Source organism: Mariniblastus fucicola, from assembly GCF_008087665.1.
Lineage (GTDB): Bacteria > Planctomycetota > Planctomycetia > Pirellulales > Pirellulaceae > Mariniblastus > Mariniblastus fucicola.
In genome coordinates this window covers 4,603,606-4,622,531 of record NZ_CP042912.1, presented here as the reverse complement: position 1 = coordinate 4,622,531, position 18,926 = coordinate 4,603,606, and the positions used below count along the sequence as shown (strand labels likewise).

14 protein-coding genes and 1 tRNA gene are annotated in these 18,926 nt (G+C 52.9%); 13 read left to right on the top strand and 2 right to left on the bottom strand.

What is annotated here, in order from left to right; all coding sequences use genetic code 11:
- The first annotated feature begins 67 nt into the window (after window positions 1-67).
- The 11 genes from MFFC18_RS17090 (at window position 68) to MFFC18_RS17040 (ending at window position 11,478) form a co-directional block, all read left to right on the top strand.
- A complete protein-coding gene (locus tag MFFC18_RS17090) occupies window positions 68-1,255 on the top strand; it encodes an NAD(P)/FAD-dependent oxidoreductase (RefSeq protein ID WP_075086167.1) in 1,188 nt (395 codons plus the stop codon).
- 62 nt (window positions 1,256-1,317) lie between these two features.
- Window positions 1,318-1,938, top strand: coding sequence for a c-type heme family protein (locus MFFC18_RS17085; RefSeq protein WP_075086168.1), 621 nt, complete (start codon window positions 1,318-1,320; stop codon window positions 1,936-1,938).
- 125 nt (window positions 1,939-2,063) lie between these two features.
- A complete protein-coding gene (locus MFFC18_RS17080) occupies window positions 2,064-2,516 on the top strand; it encodes a YidH family protein (protein ID WP_075086169.1) in 453 nt (150 codons plus the stop codon).
- Complete coding sequence (locus tag MFFC18_RS17075) at window positions 2,513-3,118, top strand: methyltransferase domain-containing protein (RefSeq protein WP_075086170.1); 606 nt, start codon at window positions 2,513-2,515, stop codon at window positions 3,116-3,118. Before MFFC18_RS17080 ends, MFFC18_RS17075 begins: the two co-directional genes overlap by 4 nt.
- Complete coding sequence (locus MFFC18_RS17070; RefSeq protein ID WP_238381336.1) at window positions 3,108-4,619, top strand: cytochrome ubiquinol oxidase subunit I; 1,512 nt, start codon at window positions 3,108-3,110, stop codon at window positions 4,617-4,619. Before MFFC18_RS17075 ends, MFFC18_RS17070 begins: the two co-directional genes overlap by 11 nt.
- Window position 4,620: 1 nt before the next feature.
- Window positions 4,621-5,622: a cytochrome d ubiquinol oxidase subunit II gene (cydB, locus tag MFFC18_RS17065; protein WP_075086171.1), complete on the top strand. Its 1,002-nt coding sequence runs from the start codon at window positions 4,621-4,623 to the stop codon at window positions 5,620-5,622.
- Window positions 5,623-5,851: 229 nt separating this feature from the next.
- A complete protein-coding gene (locus MFFC18_RS17060; protein WP_075086172.1) occupies window positions 5,852-7,522 on the top strand; it encodes an FAD-dependent oxidoreductase in 1,671 nt (556 codons plus the stop codon).
- Window positions 7,523-7,702: 180 nt separating this feature from the next.
- Window positions 7,703-8,194 (top strand): rhodanese-like domain-containing protein, encoded by a 492-nt coding sequence (locus tag MFFC18_RS17055; RefSeq protein ID WP_075086173.1) that lies wholly within the window; start codon window positions 7,703-7,705, stop codon window positions 8,192-8,194.
- Window positions 8,195-8,562: 368 nt separating this feature from the next.
- Window positions 8,563-8,651 (top strand) — tRNA-Ser (locus MFFC18_RS17050).
- Between the two features lie 245 nt (window positions 8,652-8,896).
- Window positions 8,897-9,850, top strand: a complete 954-nt coding sequence (locus tag MFFC18_RS17045) for a protein-tyrosine phosphatase family protein (RefSeq protein WP_148618949.1) — start codon at window positions 8,897-8,899, stop codon at window positions 9,848-9,850.
- A gap of 305 nt (window positions 9,851-10,155) precedes the next feature.
- Entirely contained in the window at window positions 10,156-11,478 is a 1,323-nt protein-coding gene (locus MFFC18_RS17040) for an aspartate aminotransferase family protein (RefSeq protein ID WP_075086176.1), read from the top strand.
- Window positions 11,479-11,498: 20 nt separating this feature from the next.
- Here the strand turns inward: MFFC18_RS17040 and MFFC18_RS17035 are convergent, their stop codons facing one another.
- Window positions 11,499-13,010, bottom strand: a complete 1,512-nt coding sequence (locus MFFC18_RS17035) for a family 16 glycoside hydrolase (protein WP_148618948.1) — start codon at window positions 13,008-13,010, stop codon at window positions 11,499-11,501.
- Window positions 13,011-13,356: 346 nt separating this feature from the next.
- Here MFFC18_RS17035 and MFFC18_RS17030 point away from each other — a divergent pair, with 346 nt between their 5' ends.
- Window positions 13,357-14,898 (top strand): OprO/OprP family phosphate-selective porin, encoded by a 1,542-nt coding sequence (locus tag MFFC18_RS17030; protein ID WP_075086177.1) that lies wholly within the window; start codon window positions 13,357-13,359, stop codon window positions 14,896-14,898.
- A gap of 70 nt (window positions 14,899-14,968) precedes the next feature.
- Window positions 14,969-15,775, top strand: coding sequence for a hypothetical protein (locus MFFC18_RS17025; RefSeq protein WP_148618947.1), 807 nt, complete (start codon window positions 14,969-14,971; stop codon window positions 15,773-15,775).
- Between the two features lie 91 nt (window positions 15,776-15,866).
- Here MFFC18_RS17025 and MFFC18_RS17020 read toward each other — a convergent pair whose 3' ends face one another.
- A complete protein-coding gene (locus MFFC18_RS17020; RefSeq protein ID WP_075086179.1) occupies window positions 15,867-18,572 on the bottom strand; it encodes a M10 family metallopeptidase in 2,706 nt (901 codons plus the stop codon).
- Window positions 18,573-18,926: the final 354 nt, after the last annotated feature.

Here is an 18,926-nt window from a genome sequence, read left to right as displayed (position 1 = left end):
GAGCAAACCAGCGGCCGTCTTCAGCGTGATGACATGGCCGAATCCCTACACACCTGCAGGACTTGAAATGTCGAATCCAAAAATTGTTATCGTCGGCGGTGGCTCGGCCGGTCTCACGACAGCCGCGCATTTGCTTAACTCGCGTTCGGAGCTCGATGTCACAATCATTGAACCGAGCGAAAAGCATTACTATCAGCCTCTGTGGACTTTGATTGGCGGCGGAGTGTTTCCGAAAGAGGAATCGGAACGCGAGCAAGCTGACTTTATTCCTCACGGCGCGACGTGGATGAAAGACGCGGTTGAGTCTTTCGATCCTGAAAACAACACGGTCAAGACCGTCGGAGGCGAATCGGTTCCTTACGATTATCTGGTCGTTTGTCCTGGCCTGCAGTTGAACTGGTCAGAGACAAAGGGACTGACCAAGGACATCGTTGGCAAACACGGGATCTGTAGCAACTACAGCTATGACACTGTAGAAACGACCTGGGAAACGATCCGCAATTTCAAAGGTGGAACTGCACTTTTCACGCATCCTGACACTCCAGTCAAGTGTGGCGGGGCTCCTCAGAAAATTTGCTATCTCGCAGAAGACTATTTTCGAAAACAGGGAATTCGCGATCAGTGCAACGTCGTGTTTGCACTCGCCAAGCCACGGATTTTTGCAGTCGACCCCTACGCGACGACACTGGAGAAAAGAGTCAAACGAAAAGACATCGACGTTCGGCTTCAGCACAATCTGGTGGAGATTCGTCCCGAGACCAAAGAAGCCGTGTTCGAACATCTGGATACTGGCGAAGAGAGCGTCATCAAGTATGACATGCTTCACGTGACGCCACGAATGGGTCCGCGAGACTTTGTGAAAAACAGTCCGTTGGCTGCAGAAGACGGTTGGGTGGATGTCGACAAGCATACGACTCAGCACGTTCGCTACCCCAACGTTTTTGCGCTTGGAGACACCTCAAACCTGCCGACGTCAAAAACCGGGGCGGCGATACGAAAGCAGGCTCCGACCGCGTCCGAGAACATACTTTGTCTCATCGATGGCAAGCCGCTTAGCGGGCACTACACCGGATATACTTCGTGTCCGTTGGTGACAAGTTACAGCACGATGGTGCTTGCCGAATTCGACTATGACAAGAATCCGATGGAGTCATTTCCGTTCGATCAGTCTCAGGAACGGTTCAGCATGTACATGTTAAAAAAGTACGGGCTGCCGAATCTCTATTGGCATGGCATGCTGCGTGGCCGCGCCTAACGTTAACTCAAACCCGCGACAATTGACTTTGAAAGTCGAGCATAAGAAAGTCGAGCATAACTATGGACAAAACTTTAATGCGACTGAGCGTCACTCTGTTTGCGACTGCCGCAACGTTGCTCACGATTGCAGGCTGTACTCAATCCACAAAAACGGCTCAGCCGACGGACGATGCTTCTGATGCGGCATTGGTTGAACTTTCTGAGGTTCAGCAACAGCAGCGTGAGACCGCCATTGCTGCACGGGACAAGCTTTTTCAGTCGCTGATCGGTGAGCTCACTGACTCGGTCGCGAAAGATGGAGTCGCCAAGTCGATCGAAGTTTGCAAAAACCGTGCTCCTGAGATTGCAAAATCGATCAGCGAGGAGATGAAGCTGAAGATTGGCAGAACGTCTTTCCTGTTGCGAAACGACGAAAATGTTCCACCCGAGTGGGCTACAGATTTTGTAGAGCAGCGTGTTGAGAAAGAAGTCAACGTTGAACTGGCAGAGAATGGGCTTGGTGTTCTGTTGCCGATTCGTTTGATGGACGCCTGTATCAAGTGCCATGGAGCTCCCGAGTATCTTGCAGCGGACGTTGCAGAAGCGATCGAGACCAACTATCCCAACGATCAGGCGACCGGATTTACGGCCGGAGACTTGCGAGGATACTTCTGGATCGAAGTTCCCAAACCTCAGGGGTAACTTGCAACTAACAGGGGGTCGCCTGTACAGTTCGTCAAACCAGATCGTTCTACAGTTCAACTCACAATAGTTTTTAGCTGAGGTCCTGAACGCGATCGAGTTGAGCCAACGAAAAGGAGACGATTGTGGCAGCAGAGAATCAGGACAACGACGGCGGCAAGAGCAAGCGAATTCTCGAAGACGACCCGCGCGTCCAAATGGCAGCGGAACGGACGGTCCTGGCGTGGATTCGAACGGGCTTGGCATTGATGGCATTCGGGTTCGTCATTGCCCGTTTTGCCCTGGTCATGCAATCGCTCGGCGTAAACACCAGCGTGTTGCTGATCGTCAAAGCGACGGTGATTGGCGTCCTGTTGGTTTGTCTTGGCGTGGTCACGACTGCGGCCGCTCCCTACCACTATCACAAATACTTTCGCCGCATTGGACAATCCGACAATCGGTTCGCAGCTTCCACCCTGGTCGTTTTCGTATCCTACGGAGCCGCTTTGGTTGGAGTCGCGCTGGCGATGTACTTGCTGTTTATCGATTTTTCGAGTCTCGGCATCGAGTTGAATGCTGAAGGACCACCTGGGAAATGAACGACGACGCAACATTTTGGAATGCCTGCTACCGGGACGGAAAAACTGGCTGGGATCGCGGCTCAGTTCATCCCGCCTTGGACCATTGGATGGATTCCGGACAGCTGCAGCCGTGTTCCATCATCGTTCCGGGGTGCGGCCGCGGTCACGAAGTCGTCAAGCTGGCTCAGGAGGGCTTTAATGTCACAGCCATCGACCTGGCGAGCGAACCGGTTAAGAATCTGAGAAAGCGACTTGTTGGCTTCGAAGAAAATTCGAGGGTCGTTCAAGGGAGCATGTTTGACTTTCAGCCTCCGCAGAAAGTCGACGCTGTCTACGAACAAACCTGCCTTTGTGCGATTGGCCCCGAGTCGCGATTGCAGTACGAGCAAGCCGTTTTCCAATGGCTCAAACCCGATGGAAAACTGTTCGCTTTGTTTGCTCAAGTTGAAGGTCCCAATGGGCCACCGTTTCATTGCGGTCTCGAAGACATGAAACTTACGTTTCCTGATTCGCGATGGGATTGGCCCAACGAAGAACCGGTTCGCTTTGAACACCCAAGCGGCAAATTGGTTGAATTGGCATATGTTCTTTTTCGGAAACGAGAAACCGATGTTGGCTGAAATGGACGTGGTCATGTTGTCGCGAATTCAATTCGCACTGACCATCATGTTTCACTATCTCTTCCCGCCGCTCACGATCGGCCTGGGCGTTATCATCGCCTGGCTCGAGGGCATGTTTTTGTGGAAGAAAGAACAGATCTACATGGACGCCGCGAGGTTCTGGACCGGGATCTTTGGTGTCAACTTTGCGATCGGTGTCGCCACCGGTATCGTTATGGAGTTCGAGTTCGGAACCAATTGGGCGATGTACTCCCGTTTCGTCGGTGATGTGTTCGGATCGGCGTTGGCCGCCGAAGGCATCTTTGCGTTTTTTCTCGAATCCGGATTCCTCGCCATCCTGGTCTACGGGCACGACCGAGTCAGCCCGGCGTTCCACTTTTTCGCAGCCTGCATGGTCGCTCTCGGTTCGATCTTCAGCAGCGTCTGGATCACAATTGCCAACAGTTGGCAGCAAACTCCGGCCGGCCACGAAATCGTGCAGATGACTCGCAACGGTGAGCCCTGGTTCGTCGACGGTCAACCGATCATGCGGGCAGAGATCGTTGACTTTTGGGCGATGGTTTTCAATCCCTCAACCATGCATCGCCTGATCCATGTTTGGCTGGGCTGCTTCATTATGGGCGCTTGTTTGGTGCTGAGCATTTCAGCCTGGTACCTGATCCGCGGCAAACACGAAGAGTTCGCGAAGAAGTCGCTTACCGGCGGATTGTTTCTGTGTCTGTTTAGCTGTCTGGCGATGTTCGTCAGCGGTCACTTCCAAGCCAAGATGGTGTACGAGCACCAGCCCGCGAAACTGGCTGCATTCGAAGGCCATTTTGAAACCGGGCCAGCAGGAATGAGTCTGGTCGGCATTCCAAACGAGGAGACCGAGTCGATCGATATGAATGTTGAAGTCCCCGGAGCACTCAGTTTCCTCGTGCACGAAGATTTCAACGAAGACGTTATCGGGTTGGACAAGTTCAAACCAGAAGACCGGCCGCCGGTGAAAATTCCGTACTTCGCCTATCACATCATGATCGGGACTGGCGTTAGTCTGACGGGACTGATGGTGCTTTCGACGTTTTGGCTGTGGCGCGGAACGCTGTTTGACAAACGCTGGGTGATGTGGCTGTTCGTGATTTCGATTGTGCCAGCGATTGCCGGAAACGAAGCCGGTTGGGTCGCGACAGAAGTCGGTCGACAGCCCTGGATTGTTCAGGCTCCTCTCAAGGTCGACGAAAGCGGCGTGCGAGTGGAGGACGAAAGCGGACAGTTTATCTACGAAAGTGAGCTTGGCTTGCGAACCAACGACGCGGTTTCGAAAGCGATCACTTCGGAGCAGGTTCTGACGTCGATCATCATGTTCGGAGCCATCTATTTTCTGCTTGGGATTCTGTGGTTGTTCGTCTTGAATCGAAAAATTCAGGCCGGGCCGCCCCATAAAGACGACTCTTCAAAATCCGGCAACGATGACCTCGCGGAAGCCCTGACCGGTCACCACTCACTCACGGAGGGAAGCTAAAATGGATTTGAATCTGATCTGGTTCATCCTGCTCGGCGTGCTGCTGGCTGGCTACGCGATCCTTGACGGCTTCGATCTCGGCGTCGGCATTATCCATCCGATTCTTGGCGGCGAAAAAGAACGTGGACTGGCAATCAAAGCCATCGGTCCTCTTTGGGATGGTAACGAAGTCTGGTTGGTGACTTTCGGAGGAGCGTTGTTTGCTGCTTTTCCGGAAGCCTATGCGACGATCCTGTCGGCGATGTATCTGCCGATCATGTTGCTGTTGTTTTGCCTGATCCTCCGCGCGGTAAGCATTGATTTCTACAGCAAAGTCGAAAGCCGGTTTTGGAAACTGTTTTGGGACTGTGGATTCACGATTTCAAGTCTCGGTGCGACCATCGTATTTGGTGTCGCTGCCGGAAACTTGATCCAGGGATTTCCGATCGACGAAAGAGGCACCTACACGGGTGATTTGATCGGGCTGTTCACGCCGTACACATTGGCGACCGGTTTTCTGGCGACGACAGTCTTCGCAATGCACGGCGCGATGTTTTTGTTCCTGAAGACGACGGGCGATGTTCGCGAGCGGCTCAAGGGTTGGTTGTGGCATACTTGGGGAGTGTTTCTGATTGCCTACATTCTCGTTTCGATGATGACATTGATCGAAAATGAGCATGTTGTTGACAACATCAAACAGGCTCCGTGGGCGATTCCGATCGTGATCCTCAACGTGCTGTGCGTTGCCAATATTCCACGCGCCATCATGGCGGAAAAATATGCTCAGGCGTTTGCCTCGTCCAGCATCAACATTGCCTGCTTGGTAGGCCTGTATTCTGTTTCCACGTTTCCAAACATGGTCTACTCAACCAGCGAATCCACGTCTCTCGACATCTACAACGCCGCGTCAAGCCAGGGGACGCTGTGGCTGATGTGCATCATCGCGATGATCGGCGTTCCCCTGATCGCATCCTATACAGCAATCGTCTATTGGACCTTTCGACATCCTGTCACCGAAAGTTGATAGCTGCGAATTGCCCGTCGTGACAAGACGTCTAAAAATCGTCCTCGTGTCGATTTTCTGTGAAACTGGAATTGTAATATGTCGATATTTCGATATAAAGACAGTTGAAGGGCAGACTCGTCCGGGCTCCAATCCTGGTCGTTTTTGAAACGATGTCGCATGTGAGATGCCTTCGTTGTTCAAAAGCAGCGAAAGCATTCCGTACCATGACAATCCGAAGTAGATAAATATGAAAATTGTGATTGTAGGCGCTGTGGCAGGTGGAGCCTCCGCTGCGGCACGAGCCAGACGACTGGACGAGGATGCGGAGATCATACTGATCGAGCGCGGCACAGAACCTTCGTTTGCCAACTGTGGGCTTCCGTATTACGTCGGCGGCGAAATTGAGTCGCGAAGCAAACTGCTGGTGGCTCCGGCTGCGATGCTTCGACAACGACATCGGCTCGACGTGCGGACGCGCCACGAAGTCGTCGGTATTGATCGTGATGCTCGGTCAGTGTCAGTCAAGAACCTGGGGACGGGCGAAACGTATTGCGAATCGTACGACAGGCTGATTCTTTCCACCGGTGCAGCGCCCTTTCGCCCACCAATTCCAGGAATTGAGGGCGCACATGTACTGGAATTGCGTGACCTGTGCGACGCTGACCGGATGCACGATCTCGTAACGACACAATGCAGCCGACGAGCGGTAATTGTCGGAGCAGGGTTCATTGGAGTCGAGGTCGCTGAGAATCTGATTCGCCGCGGACTCGATGTCACGCTGGTTGAATTGGGTGGCCAAATCCTGAGCCCTTGGGACATGGAGATGGTGCGTCCGCTCGAAGACCATCTGCGTGAAAAAGGCGTCAAGCTACAGCTGAACGATTCGGCGATAGAGTTTGCCAGTTGTCCGCAGAATGAAAACAACTTGATTGTAAAACTGGATTCCGGGCGAACGTTGCCTGCCTGTTTCGCCGTGGTTTGCATCGGTGTCCGGCCAGTAAACAAACTGGCGGTCGACGCAGGACTTGAGATTGGTTCACGCGGCGGGATCATCACCAACGAACACATGCAGACAAACGATCCGAACATTTACGCCGTGGGCGATGTGGCGGAAGTGAGTGATTTTGTAACGGGCGAGCCGACGCAAATTCCGTTGGCTGGACCGGCGAATCGCCAGGGCCGCATTGCCGCCGATCACATTTGCGGTCGCAGTTCAAAATACCGGGGGACTCAAGGCACTTCGGTTGTCGGCGTGTTTGGGCAGACGGCTGCGATGACGGGTCAGAATGAAAAGCAGTTGCGACGGTCGGGGCATGCTTTCAGGAAGATCTACATCCATCCGAAAGACCACGCCGGTTACTTTCCGGGCGCGACACAGATGACTTTGAAGTTGCTGTTTGATTCAGTCGACGGACGTATTTTGGGAGCTCAAGCCGTCGGCACAAACGGAGTCGACAAGCGGATCGACGTAATCTCGATGGCAATTCAGGCTGGCATGTCGGTCTACGATCTCGAAGAAGTCGAACTTTGCTATGCTCCTCAGTTTGGTTCGGCCAAGGATCCGGTTAACATGGCGGGGTTCGTCGCATCGGGCGTCCTGCGAGGCGACCACCCGGTGGTTCACATGGGGGACGAGCTCACGATCTCGGAGTCAAACGAGAGCGAATTATTGGACGTTCGCTCAGAGCAGGAGTTTGCTCGGGGCCATCTGCCAAACGCTCGCAACATTCCTCTCGAAGTGCTTCGCGAAAACCTCGCCGAGTTGCCTCGCGATCGTCGGATCGTCGTCTATTGCCACGTCGGATTGCGCGGATACATGGCCACGCGGCTATTGCAGCAGCACAAATTTGACGTGACCAATCTCAGCGGCGGCTTTCGGCTGGTTCAAAACTCGGGCCAACTGAAAGAGAAGTCATAGTGCCAGGTCTGTTCAAAAAAACACGCTCCGCCATATGTTTGCCTGACATCAAACGTGGCGACAGATAGACTGTTTGGGCACGGTGTCAGGCGGTCTGGTTTCGGGACGAACGTTATTAAATCACATGGAATCGCAAGGAACGTTTCCTTGAATCATACTTTTAGTTTTGGACTTAATTCAATGCAGCTTTCAAGAACCCACAGTTTGGTTGTCATCGTCGCGATGTGGATGGTCTTCGGATCACATTCGATTGTTTCCGCTCAGGATGCGAAACAAATCCAGACCGCTCCGGTCGTCAAGGTAAATCAAATCCGGCAGCTTCAGGGCGACAAAACCAAGAAAGATAAATTTGTGATCGTCGATGTTCGTTCGGTTGCCGAAACCAAAGTCTCGGTCATCAAGGGTGCGATTACAAAAGTCAAATTTGAGAAAGAAATCAAGCAGCATCAGGGAAAAGCGGTCATCGTCTATTGCACCTCCGGAGTACGCAGTGCCAGCTATGCAAACCAGCTCAAGAAAAAGGGTTGGAACTCCTGGAACTATAAAGGCAGTATTCTGGATTGGTGTAAGAACGAACTGCCTTTAACGACAACCGATGGCAAGGCAACCAACCGGGTGCATACCTATAGCGTGTGGAATCGCGTTCCGCGTAAGTATGAAGCAGTACGCTAATTGGATGACGGTCGGAACGGCGTGCTGGCCTTGAGCCGATTTTGCGAGCCATAACGGCATTTTGTCCAATTCGACCGTTGTCCAGCTTTGCAGTGGCGATGTCGATTTGCTGCATCGCCCTGCCCTGTTCTGAGTGCGGATTCTTCGGCCCCTGTCCGTTCCGGTGCGAGATCAGCAAGAAGGCCGGACATGGCTTGTCTGGATCGCCGATTTTGCTAAGATTTCGCCTCAGTTGTTCCACAGGGCAGCTCTGCGATTTTTGGCGTTTTGATCTTGCCGGAATCAGACGCAGAAGGCAAACTGGAACTGAACAGCAGTCGACCTTGTTTAAGCCTTTTGGTGAGGTCAAATTGACACTGCGACATCCCGGACGGATGGCTGAGCTTGGTTTAAGGCACCGGTTTTGAAAACCGGCGTGGGGGTAACTCTACCGGGGGTTCGAATCCCTCTCCGTCCGCTTTTTTCTCGCGAATTTTCTTTCGCACGCCACCGCAGCAATCTCAGCAGCGTGGATGCCACGATTTGCACTCGGTTTCAGCTTGGCTTTTGACGCCACCTGGGATTTGGCCCGTCAGAATTGTGACTGGGTAAGTCACGTAGCAATTTGGCTACAAAACGGTGAACCGTGTGAATTCAGCCGAAGTCACCGCTAAGATAGGATTGATCTTATGGCCGAAAACAGCGTCGCTTCAGAGGACGAACGTGAACCGAACACTTGGCGTCATCGCAATACTTGCTGCTCTCATGGTTTCTGTAGTGGTGCTGGTTGTTGCTCCGCCCAAAAAACTCGTGCACCGAAACGATGCGGTTAGTGAAACTGTGTTCGAGATGGTTGCGGCGGAAGAACTGCCGAACTGTTGGAAAGTCTCCGACGGTCTCTACTCTGGAGGTCAGCCAGAAGGCGAAGCTGGTTTTGCCAAGCTGACGGAGATGGGCGTTCGAACCGTCATCTCGGTTGACGGTGCCAAACCAGAAGTTGAATTGGCAGAACAACATGGTTTGCGATACGTTCATTTGCCACACGGATACGACGGGGTCAGCGACGAGCATGCTCAAAAGCTTTGCAAGGCTTTGATTGAACTCGAGGGTCCGGTTTACATTCACTGCCATCATGGGCACCATCGAAGTCCTGCTGCCGCCGCTATGGCCAGCATTGGTTTGGGGAATATGCCCAAAGAGAAAGGCGAAGAGTTTCTGAAGCTGGCTGGCACGAGTGATCGCTATCAGGGGCTCTATCAATCTGTGGCTGGTGCATCTGAATATGACGAGGATTCGCTCTGCAGCCTGGAGGTCGAGTTTTCGCCGACGGTGCCGACGCCTCCAGAAGTTCAATCCATGGTTGCGGCCGAAAAACACTTTGATGCACTGAAGCGATTTTCAAAAAACAAATGGCAGCAACTTGAATCCCATCCGGACCTCGATGCTTCCCACGAAGCTCTGCTTTTGGCTGAGCAGTTCGCGGAACTGATGAGAGTGGATTCGGGGCGCGGTCAGGAATACGCCGAACTTCTGAAGACATCTCAGCAGAATGCGTTCCAGCTGCATACATTCCTTTACGGCAAAACCATGTCGGCCGAGCCCATTTCTCTTGCCGACAAAATGGTGACAGAAATCGGGAACGAGTGTCGCTCCTGCCACGCAAATTTTCGCGATTAGGATCAGGGCGATTTGTTGGAAGGCACTTCCTGCCGTCCAAGCTGATGATCCGCCGGCGAAAATAGTGCAAATTGCGGACTGAAAGGCAGATTTTCGCTGTGCGAGCGTAGTCGCTGCAGAGCCCTTCTGATAAAAACGATGCCTTCTTCAGCGAGCAAGTTGTTTGGCGCCGCTGCGAATTTCAGGTGCTTGAGAAACCTCAGCTCTGCCGAATCTCTCGACGATTCGAATTCACTTTTAGATTTTGACTTGGCTCCTGTCTCCGCCATAGAGCCAGACGGAATTTAGTCACGACGAGTTTGCCAATGAGCGAGGAAACCCATTCAAAAAGTCGTTCGCTGTACGCGGAGGCGATCAAAGTTCTGCCCGGCGGGGTTAGCCGCAACATGATCTGCCGCAAGCCACATCCGGACTATGCCACGGCCGGAACCGGTTGCCATGTCACCGACATCGACGGAACGGTTCGTATAGATTTTGCCAACAATACGGCATCGCTGATTCATGGTCACGCTCATCCCGCGATCGTCAGCGCGGTCACTGAACAGTTGCAACGCGGGACTGCGTTTTCGATGGCAACCGAATCGGAGTTGCGATTTGCTCAACACCTCTGTAGCCGCAACCAGAGCTTCGAGAAAATTCGGTTTATGAACTCCGGAACCGAAGCCGTGATGGCGATGATCAAAGCAGCACGTGCGATTACCGGTCGGCCAAAGATTGCCAAGTCGGAAGGTGCCTACCATGGCACGTACGACTATGCAGAAGTCAGTCAAAAGTCGAAGCCAGAAAACTGGGGCTTGGCAGATAGTCCTGCAAGTGTTCCGTTGGCCAGAGGAACGCCGCAGCGTGCTCTCGAAGATGTCGTCATCGTTCCGTTTAACAACGTTGATCAAACAATCGACCTGCTGAATCAGCACAAAGACGAACTGGCGTGCGTGATGATTGATCCTCTTCCGCATCGTGCCGGTCTGGTTCCCGCTACGCCGGAATTCATGGAAGCCATCCGGGCGTGGACGACAGAGAACGGTGCTTTGTTTGCTTTGGACGAAGTCATCTCGTTCCGCATGGGATACGGCGGAGCCTGCGACTGGTATCCAAACGTTCAGCCAGACTTGACGTCTCTGGGAAAGATCATCGGCGGCGGGTTTCCGGTTGGTGCGCTGGCTGGGAAAGACGAATTCATGGCCTGTTTGGATCCAACGAAAGACCGTCTGCCGTTTCCGTTTTCCGGTACTTTCTCCGCGAATCCAATCACGATGACGGGCGGTCTGGTCGCGATGGAACGATTTGATCGAGCCGCGGTTGAGCAGCTGAATCTGCTGGGCAACTATGCTCGCAAGGAGATCGAAGCGGCGATTCACTCGACTGGAACCGAAGCTTGCGTCACTGGAGCCGGATCAATGTTCCGCGTGTATCTCAAATCAAAAACGCCGACTGAGTATCGCTCGGCCTGGCAGGATGCTGACGAAGTCCAGAAGATTAACTTTCTGGTCGACCATCTCTATCACCATGGTTTCATGATGATTGGCACCTGTTCCGCCGCGCTCTCAACCGTGTTGGGTAAAGACGAAGTTGATCAACTGGTTGAAAGTTTGGCTGCCGGTTTTCAAAAGCTGAAGTCGCAAACGTGACCTTCAGGAATGAAGGCCACCTATTTCAACCCTGCTATGATTTCTCGGACTTTGGCTGCTTGTTCGCCATTGATGTAGTCAAAGCAAGCCATTCCGTTGCCGACCAAATCAAACTGGTTGAAGTTCCAGACGACTTTTCGATTGGCGTCGAGCTTGATTAACTGCGGATTGTCAGGTCCGGCGTGACAATTGTCGATGACAATCTGCCCGTCAGGCAACTCCTTAACGCACGCGGTCCATTTCAAATCAATGTTGGTTTCGGGCACTGTGCCTTTGATCTCCCAAACAACTTTCTTTTCGGGTGAAACTTCAACGACTGAATTGCCGCTGCCCGAACAGATTAACGTGTTGCCATTTCTCAGACGAATCGCACCGTAAACGCGAGTTCCGATTTCGTATTCCCAAACGATGTTACCTTCGACGTCGTACTCCGTGACCACACCGGGCTGTTCTGCACAAACCAGATAGTTGCCATTGGAAAGAACTTCTGCCTGTCGCGTGTGACCCCGTCCCTGATCTCCGAGTGGCGTGGAATTGACGATGCTTCCTTCCGCGTCGACCACGATGATCCGCTGGCGACCTGACTCTGCGATCATCGTGTTGCCATCCGCCAACCGCGTAAAGGCATGAACATTGGAGCTGGCGTACTTCCAGACTTCCGTGCCGTCGAGTTTCATTTCCTTGACCACATCCCAGTCGTCGTGATAGAGAATATTGCCGTTGGGAAGCATTTGAATTTCGTGGTGTCCCGCGTGTCCTTCTGTCGGACCAGCGGTTTCGTGTTTCCATACGACCGTCCCATCGAGCTCGCAGATCGCGATCATGTTCTTGCCGTACGAAGCACTGACCAACAATAGAGGCTTGGCCTTGGGCAATTCACGCACTCTCACATTTCGCCACGAAACGCTGAATGGACCGGTGCCTTGCTTGATCTTGTGAACCTGCAGTCCAATAAATCCCGATGCGTCCCGGCCATCGTTGAAATTGGCGACAGCGACTCCGTTGATGAAGCTTTGAATGTGACTTCCCCTCGCAAGAACACGGAACTGATTCCACTCTCCAGGCCGGTACGCCTTCTGCTTTTCAGCCCCGTCGATGGAATCGTCCAGCCATCTTGTGCGACGAGCTTCATCCCAAAAATTCCCGGCACAGCCGTGATCGCCCTGCGCATCACTGCGGATTTCGCATTGATAGCCAAACGTCTCGCCGGTTTTTCGAATTCGCGTGGGTTTGGATTCCTGGGGCGAATCTTTGGCGTATTGGTGGCTGCGAATCTGAACACCAGAGTTTAATTCCGGATCACATTTAACTTCGAATTCAAGCTCGAAATCGGAGTAAGGTCCCGTCGTTAGAAATGAGTTATCTCCCGGACCCGTAGTGCCGGTGATGACCCCATCTTTGACAACGAAAGTTGCTTCACCTCCGACTTGTTTCCAGCCATCAAGGGAATCGCCTTGGCTGAGTTCAATCCAGTCGTTGGCGAAGCAGTTTGAGCCCGCCAGCAGTAAAGCCAGTGCGAGGAATCGAAGCATGAGAATCTTTCGGTCAGGTCATGTCAGGGTTGATGCTCCCATGTTAGTCCAACGTTGTTCTGGAGAACATGCTGTGAACCGACAGCTTTGGTTGACTTTTTCGGTCAGGCAAAATTGCAGTAGAAATCGTCAAATTGGCAAAGTGCGGGCTGAAGGATTGAAATGGGTCGTCCCGTTAGAGTTTTCGGGTTGCGTCGTCTTGCCGGTTTAAAATCTGCCACTTTTGATGGTCGAGACCGATCATTCTCCGGGAATTGATAATTCTTGTCGTTCTAAATTGTCTTGGAAACCGGAGCCGTCCGAAATACTCAAAGTGTCACCATTTTCGCATTAATCGGTCGGTGTAATGCCCAGAATAATTTCAAACTACGTCGTTGCCGTTGCTGCTTTGGCCGCAATGGCGTTCACGTCAAATGCAACCGCACAGGACTTCAACGCGTATCCCGTGACGTTTCGGAAGTTGCAGGATGATGGTACCGCGGGGCAGGAAGAGGCCTCGCTCGCGGAACAGATTGAGGAGATGAAAGCTCGGTTGGAAGAGCTGGAATACGACCTCAAAGAGAAGCTTGATGATGAGCGTGCCAACGATTCTCGGAAGTCCGATACCGCCTTCGACAAGCGCCTAACCGCGATCGAGTCTTCTGTCAAAGTTCAGGGCGATTCGATCGAAGATATTGATAGTCAAATTCCCGGCTTCGTCATCAGCGGACACAAAAAACCAAAGATGAAGATCTTCGGACGACTCCATCTTGACTGGTGGTCGTTTCCGGATGCGGAAGACGGAATCGCTGCTTTGGAAGGAGAAGATCCGGAGGATCGTGTCGCGTTTCGCCGGATGCGAATTGGAGTTAGCGGTGATCTGAATGACACCATGTTCTACAAGTACGAAGGTGAATTTGCCGGAGGCAACGATCCATCATACCGGGACGCATACATCGGATTTCGCGACACCCCTCTGTTTAACACCATTCTGATCGGTAATCACAAACGCCCCTACGGCTACGATCACCTCAATAGCAGTCGCTACAACATTTTTATTGAGCGACCATATATCGTTGAAGCTTTCAACCAGGACTCCCGCCGTATCGGAATCTCGTCCAACGGTTTCAATAAAAGCAAAACAGCGAACTGGCGATTCGGAGCATGGCATCAGGAATTGACTCAGGAAGGCATCGGCTTCATCAGCGATCACTATCAGCCCGAGATTGCCGGACGACTGGCGTTGACTCCCTGGTACGATGAAACGTCCGGCGGTCGTGGCTATCTGCATCTCGGTGTTTCCGGATCCTACGGTTGGCCGGATGGAAGCACAGCGACTGCGGACAATGCTGCTCGCTATCGGACTCGAGCCGAATCGCGTCACAAGAATCGCTGGCTGGATACGGGCCGAATTCTCGGAGCCGACACCAACAATCTGCTGGGACTTGAGGCCGTCTTCAATGCGGGAGCGTTTCAACTTTCAGGTGAATACATGACTGTGGGCGTGAACCGTGTGGATGCGATCGGCGAGAACCTTCGCTTTGATGGCGGCTACGTTCAGGCAGCCTACATGCTGACCGGTGAGCATATGCCGTGGAATCGTGAGCGAGGCGTGCTTGGAAGGCTTAAGCCATTCGAAAACTTCTTTTCTGTTCGTGACTGTGAAGGCGACGTAAAACGTGGTCTTGGTGCCTGGCAAACTGCAGTTCGTTACTCGTGGGCTGACCTCACGGATCAGGACATCATCGGAGGCCAGGGAGACTCGCTTACTTTCGCGACCAACTGGTACTGGAATCCCTACGCCCGAATGCAGTTCAACTACATTCTCGGCGAGATCAATCGTCCGGCGACGACGGACGTCGGTGGTGAGTACAACGCCGTCGGTGTCCGCTTCATGGTCGACTTTTAGAGTCCGCCGTCTCAAGAACTACCGTCAAACCATACTGCCGTTTTTTCACGGATTCGAATCGGAAGAAATGATGAATCAATCTTCAAAAATCATAATTGCGTTCTGCCTCGTATTCACATTTTTCATGTCGACGCAGGCCGACACATCCCGTCTGCAGGCTCAGATCGTCAGCCAATCGTGTGGATGCGGAAACGCAAAATGCTCTGGATGTCTAAAAGGAAAACTGTTCCCGGTAAAGAAGCTTGCTTCCACGATTAAGCCCAAGAAGCCTTGCAACTGCGAAGCGTGTCTTGCCGCGACCGGTGGACGGGAAACTGTAACCTCTGACATTCTGATTTCGACGGAGATGCTTCCGGAAGTCGTCCCTGCTCCTGTCGCCGCCCCGGTATCCAGAGTGGCTTGCGGTTGTGGTCGAAAGCCGTGCAGTTGTAAGACGCCGATGCCGCGTCGAAAGCTGATTCGATCCAAAACGGTTTGTCCGCAGTGCGACTGTGATTTCTGCGATCTGAAAGTTGAGAAGTCGACCGAGAAGAAGGAGTGCTACGAAGTCAAGCAAGAGGAAATTTGCATTCCGCCGGTTCGACTGCCTTGGAAAAAGTCCTGTCCTCCGACCAAAGCCAAAGTCCGCGTTGTCAACGTGTTGGGATCGAAGACTTACGAATGTCCGACGTGCAAGTATGAATGGAAAGTCTACGAACCAGAGGTTCCAGGCGGCTCATCTGATTCAGGATCGTCAGAACAGGAACCAGTCGTCGCGCCGATCAACGAAGTTGATCCGGTGACCCCTGCGGCCCCGAAAATGAATATCCCAACGACTCCGGACGTTGAAAAGCTGGACCTAAAGAACGTGCCACAGCCTCCCGTCGAAGACGCGTAGGCCCCACGCAGCAGGGATTATTGGCTCTGAGAAACGAAAAAAGACTCGCCTGAGGGGGCGAGCCTTTCGCTTTTCGATCGTTCTCGGAAACCTAAACTGGTACAGCCAGGTTGCCGAAGTTGCTGGTCGTTTCGGTGATTCGGAACGTGTCATTCCCGGCGGTGACCTGTTGCGACAGGTCCGACAGGTCGATCAGTGTCCCGTTCAGTTCCAGCGATTCGATGCGAGAGCCTCCCCACGTCTGATTGACGATGCGAAGCGTTCCATCGCTCACGTCCTGACCATCAAGTCTCAAGTCGATGATCAAGTCACGGCCTTCGAAACTGAAACGAATGTCTTCTTCCAGGCTATCGAGCTGAGGGAAATTGGCGAGTCGAATGGTGTCGCGACCTGCGAGGCGTTGCTCGTCGATGGTGTCGTTCTGATCGGCAACTCCGAAGACAAACGTGTCACTACCAGCTCCGCCGGTCATGAAGTCGTTTCCGCTACCGCCCCAAATAGTGTCATTGCCCAGGCCTCCGTCAAGCACGTTGTCGACATGATTGCCTGTGATGACATCGCTTGCGTCGCCGCCAATTGCGTTTTCAATGTCGACATTAAATGCGATCCCGATGTTGGTCGTAAAGCTGCCAAGGTTGCTTAGCTGACCCGCACGCAAGTCAAGCAGTGACGCCGTCGTGACCCCTTCAGCAGAAAGCGTGTCATTTCCGCCAGCATCCCAAATCGCCTGTAGGGCATCCGGGCTGCCGCCGAGCGAATCGTAGCTATAGACATCGTCACCAGTGTTGTACGACATGTTCGCACCATACAGAGTCTGCAGGTTGTAGATGTCGTAAATTTGGTACGTCCACGCGAACGCAGGACCAAACGTGTAAGTCATGACTGAGAAACGCTGATCATCCGTTGAATCAGGAAGCCATGGAGCCGCTTCCTGACCACCCGGCTGATACGCAGAGTTTCCGCCGTGCGGGTGCTTCAGCCCCATCGCGTGGCCAACCTCGTGTATGAACGCTGTGTACGAATAAGTCCCCTGGCTCATGTCCGTTGTGGAGATTGAACCGAGATTCAACCAAATGTCGCCACCTTGCGGAGCCGTTGATGGGAAGAACGCAAACGCACCAGCAGTTGAGTCTTCAACAAAGTAGTTGCCAATTCGCAAGAGGCCGCCGCGCTGGCCAAGCTCGTTGGTGGATGTGTCAGAAACTTGGACAAACTCAACGTTCGCGAATTGCTCGAGATTTTCGAATCCCATGTGAACGGCGTTTCGCTGGATGGGCGTCAACTGCGAGAACTGCTCTGGTGGATCGTCGTTGTTGACCGCTTCTCCCGTTTCGTAGTCAGGAAAGTTTTGCATGAAGCTGTAAGTCAGTCGCGTGACCTCGGTTCCCTGATTGAGAATCGGAACCCAACTGACTGGATTCACCTGATTGGTGAAAAAGGCCTGGTCGAACTCAGGTTCCGTGTGCATTTCAATTCGAGCCCAAGGGCTCCAGTCGCCGTTTCCGACACGAGCGTAAATGCCTTCGTTGGAACGAACAATGTAGGGACCTGAAATGTAATCAACGACTGAAAATTCCGCTGGGGTCAACGTGTGAACAACGTCCGTGGCAAGCGGAGAATTGAAGAGCAGGAACTCGCCCGAGAAGGAGTCGGAATTACCGTCAAAAATCTGAAACTCTGTCGCAGGAAGGCCTGGCTCGTTAACGGTGAAAAGTGAGTCGACTTCGAAAGTCTGAAGCTGACGAACGTCCACTTTGGGAACGACTGCTTCAATGCTAGGTGGAATCGGTGGCGGAACGTAAGTCGTCGTGATCGAGATCGTTCCGTTTCCGCTTTGGTATTTTCCGTCGTAACCGCGATACCGGATCTGCTGAACAAAGTCGCGATCAGGAGCCAGAAACTCCAGATCGTCGAGCTGATCTGCTTCGACGCGAATCCATTCCTTGCGAGGTTGGACCACACCATCGAGAAGCAGGTCGCCATGCACCGCGTGCGGGCTGGTGTTCCAGAATTCATACCACTTGATCGAGTTGCCATCATCGTCGGTGATGTTTGCCAGTGGCTCGATCGCGATGATGTCGCGGGAATTTACATCGCCTCGAGTGAACTGGGCGACGGGACGGTTGACGTTGGCAGTCGTTCCAACATCGTAGCTGCCGCGCTCGCTCCAAAGCTCGCCGTCGTAAGCGAAGATGTCGAACTTCTCAGAAGACGTCGCTCCGGTTGTGTTGTAGTAGAGCCCTTCGAGCTCTTCCGTTTTGATTAAATGGTACTCGCCCTGAGCAAGTGCTTCACCGTCAAGCGTCAGGAAGCCCAAATCAACGCTGCGATCCCGAATGTAGAATTGTGTAATCGGGTAGCCGTCAGGATCGTAGCCCTTGATGAATGACGCGACTGCAGTTGCTTCATCAGCAAGCGCATCGAACGGCAAGTTCTGAACTCTCGGTTTCGTGACGTTTTCTCGAACCGTGTACAGGCGACCGGAATCGGCGGCTGTCGAAAACTCGCCATTCACATCTACTGCGATGACGCGGAAGCCTTCCCAGCCAATGCGCGAACCGCTGACGTACTCCAGAAACGGAAGATCTTCGGCTTCAACGCGAAACTGAGTACCGTTGGGGATCGCGACGCCGTTGAGACGAAAGAACCCGCCGGTCGGATCGTCCTGGTAATCTTCGACTCTAAAAAAGGAGATCACATCCCCGTCTGGATCAATGGTCGAGAAGAGGTCTTCCCCATTGATAACGGAGTTGAGAAAGATGTTTGTGTTGAAGTGTTCAACGACTGGACGGCCCATGTTCAGTTCCTTAAATTGCCTACTGGTTGGGGACTTCGGACGAACTTGCTCACCGCGTACCGAGGTGGAAGTGGAAGATGCCCACAGAATAATCTACTTGAACCTCGGCTTGTTTCAATTTGATTTTGTTCAAATGCCGTCCGAATTCAATCGCAATCGCCAACAACTCTGGGGATTTCCCCGGTTAGGGTGAGCGCGGTTGCGGTGTTATCTGACCAGATGTCCATAACGAAACGGTCGGCAGAAACCGATTAAGCGTCACAGGCCGCAGCCCATCCCGTATCTCCGCCTGCCGAGCATCTCTGCGTCGATGCCTTCGCTGAGCCGACATCAATCAGAAGTCGACGCCCATCA

What these genes read in the sequence shown, in the direction of transcription:
- MFFC18_RS17085 (WP_075086168.1), top strand. Translation starts at nt 1,318, where the DNA reads ATGGACAAAACTTTAATGCGACTGAGCGTCACTCTGTTTGCGACTGCC.
- MFFC18_RS17070 (WP_238381336.1), top strand. Translation starts at nt 3,108, where the DNA reads ATGTTGGCTGAAATGGACGTGGTCATGTTGTCGCGAATTCAATTCGCA.
- MFFC18_RS17030 (WP_075086177.1), top strand. Translation starts at nt 13,357, where the DNA reads ATGCCCAGAATAATTTCAAACTACGTCGTTGCCGTTGCTGCTTTGGCC.
- MFFC18_RS17090 (WP_075086167.1), top strand. Translation starts at nt 68, where the DNA reads ATGTCGAATCCAAAAATTGTTATCGTCGGCGGTGGCTCGGCCGGTCTC.
- MFFC18_RS17025 (WP_148618947.1), top strand. Translation starts at nt 14,969, where the DNA reads ATGAATCAATCTTCAAAAATCATAATTGCGTTCTGCCTCGTATTCACA.
- MFFC18_RS17075 (WP_075086170.1), top strand. Translation starts at nt 2,513, where the DNA reads ATGAACGACGACGCAACATTTTGGAATGCCTGCTACCGGGACGGAAAA.
- MFFC18_RS17055 (WP_075086173.1), top strand. Translation starts at nt 7,703, where the DNA reads ATGCAGCTTTCAAGAACCCACAGTTTGGTTGTCATCGTCGCGATGTGG.
- MFFC18_RS17020 (WP_075086179.1), bottom strand. Translation starts at nt 18,572, where the DNA reads ATGGGCCGTCCAGTCGTTGAACACTTCAACACAAACATCTTTCTCAAC.
- MFFC18_RS17060 (WP_075086172.1), top strand. Translation starts at nt 5,852, where the DNA reads ATGAAAATTGTGATTGTAGGCGCTGTGGCAGGTGGAGCCTCCGCTGCG.
- MFFC18_RS17040 (WP_075086176.1), top strand. Translation starts at nt 10,156, where the DNA reads ATGAGCGAGGAAACCCATTCAAAAAGTCGTTCGCTGTACGCGGAGGCG.
- MFFC18_RS17035 (WP_148618948.1), bottom strand. Translation starts at nt 13,010, where the DNA reads ATGCTTCGATTCCTCGCACTGGCTTTACTGCTGGCGGGCTCAAACTGC.
- cydB (WP_075086171.1), top strand. Translation starts at nt 4,621, where the DNA reads ATGGATTTGAATCTGATCTGGTTCATCCTGCTCGGCGTGCTGCTGGCT.